Origin of the sequence: Bacillus sp. JJ1127, assembly GCF_036965845.1 — a bacterium.
Classification (GTDB): domain Bacteria; phylum Bacillota; class Bacilli; order Bacillales; family Bacillaceae_G; genus Bacillus_A.
Genome location: NZ_JBALQK010000425.1, coordinates 331 through 1,630, shown reverse-complemented (window position 1 = coordinate 1,630; position 1,300 = coordinate 331). Strand labels below are relative to the sequence as shown.

Annotated in this window: 2 protein-coding genes; both read right to left on the bottom strand. The window is 33.4% G+C overall.

Features of this window, described 5'->3' with window-relative positions:
* Positions 1–147 precede the first annotated feature (147 nt).
* On the bottom strand, positions 148–690 hold the full coding sequence (locus tag V7183_RS25480; protein ID WP_097896353.1) for a DUF1003 domain-containing protein: 543 nt from the start codon (positions 688–690) through the stop codon (positions 148–150).
* Between the two features lie 330 nt (positions 691–1,020).
* Positions 1,021–1,176 (bottom strand): hypothetical protein, encoded by a 156-nt coding sequence (locus tag V7183_RS25475; protein WP_154724643.1) that lies wholly within the window; start codon positions 1,174–1,176, stop codon positions 1,021–1,023.
* Between the last annotated feature and the right edge of the window lie 124 nt (positions 1,177–1,300).

Genomic DNA, 1,300 nt, shown 5'->3' with positions numbered 1-1,300 from the left:
GAAAAGGATCTGACCGCTTCTATGCATGGCCGGATTCTCTCTTCCACCTAAAAAGAAAGGCTTTATGGCAATTTTTCAATTTGTACTTATATATATCAACTTGTTACATAAATCCCGTTATCGGGCTTTTTCTTTAAAACAATATATTTATTTTGCCTTTAATTGTTTCAATAAGTCTTTAATTTCCGTTAATTCACTCTCTATATGATGCAGCCGACTTTGCATGTCATCAATTTCTTGCTCTGCTTTATAATTAATCGCAAAGTCAATAACAGATTCATGTTTATCACGCGCAGCTTGACGGTTTTGACTCATCATAATAACAGGTGCTTGAAATGCCGCTATAAAAGATAAGCATAAGTTCAATAAAATGAATGGCGGAGCATCAAAGTGTGCTCCTTTTGTGATAGACAGGCTATTCCACATAATCCAGAAACCAAGAAAACATGCAAACCAGGTGATGAATCGCCAGCTACCTCCAAACTGCGCAATTTTATCAGCTAGTCGGTCTGCCCACTTTGTTCGTTGTGTATATGCACTATCAAGTTGGTGAAGGATTTCTGACTCGTAACGATCTACAAGTCGGTCAATACGTGATAAGCTTTCTTGGTTTAAATCAATATCAAAACCTTGAATTTTCGTAGCTTCTTTTTTTTGTCCTTTAATTTGATTCCAGATTTTTTGTACCATTGTACAAACCTCCTCACTTATAGAGGAAGCCATCTTTCCAAAATTCACATAAAGCGGTAACCATTTCTACAAAGTAATCCGCTTCGAATATTCAGTTGTATGACTGCCTCTGATGTCGATTCTATATCCGACTCTCCTATACTCGGATTACCCATAAAACAGTTCCACCTCACCTTTTTTTGAAATTCTTTCTCATTATATGTTATCTTCTCTCTTCTGACTATGTAATTATTGAAAACTATACTTTCATTATCTTACATTTCATATAGAGAAAATGCATTTAAACAACGGTTTATAAATTTATCCTAAATTATATATTTCCATCATGCTTTACGTTCTCTTGTTGTTTAATAAATGAAACATACGTTGATGGTGATCTGTTATTAGTCTATTTAACGTTTCTACATGATTGTGGTTTAGATGTTTCCCTAATCTCCAAGGTACTTTTTCTTTATATTGTTGATTTTTTGTAAAGTCTTCGCTCATTATTTACTCTCCTTTATACTTAAAATGGACAAATATTTACAAGGTATTCATATCATTCCTTTTTATAAGTTATTACATTCTCATTCGAGATATGATTTGAACTATAGTTTGAATGCCAGTTGAA

Coding starts and splice junctions, on each gene's coding strand:
- V7183_RS25475 (WP_154724643.1), bottom strand. CDS start 1,176: ATGAGCGAAGACTTTACAAAAAATCAACAATATAAAGAAAAAGTACCT.
- V7183_RS25480 (WP_097896353.1), bottom strand. CDS start 690: ATGGTACAAAAAATCTGGAATCAAATTAAAGGACAAAAAAAAGAAGCT.